The 223-nt window shown below is 66.4% G+C and carries 1 protein-coding gene; it reads left to right on the top strand.

Features of this window, described 5'->3' with window-relative positions; translation table 11 throughout:
* Positions 1–5: 5 nt before the first annotated feature.
* Positions 6–223 (top strand): histidine kinase dimerization/phosphoacceptor domain -containing protein (locus tag E4K09_RS31150; protein ID WP_425293871.1); only part of this gene is annotated, 218 nt, incomplete at its 3' end.

The following is a 223-nucleotide window of genomic DNA, read 5'->3' as shown; positions in this document are numbered from 1 at the left end:
TGTCGCTGATCGGCATCGAGAGCCGCCATGCGGAAGACGAGGCAACCAGCCGCGTGCTGGGGCGCATGAGGGAGCGCCTTCAGGCCCTCGGTGCGGCCCATCGCGACCTCTCTGACGGAAACGGCTCATCCCGGTTCGACGTGACTGGCTTCGCGCGCGGACTCTGCGAGGAGCGGATCGCTGCGATCGATGATCCCGTCATCACGCCCGAGTTCGACATCGA

Source organism: Microvirga pakistanensis, assembly GCF_004458765.1.
GTDB classification, from domain to species: domain Bacteria; phylum Pseudomonadota; class Alphaproteobacteria; order Rhizobiales; family Beijerinckiaceae; genus Microvirga; species Microvirga pakistanensis.
Note: the sequence above shows the minus strand (reverse complement) of the source record. Positions and strands in the feature narration are given on the sequence as shown.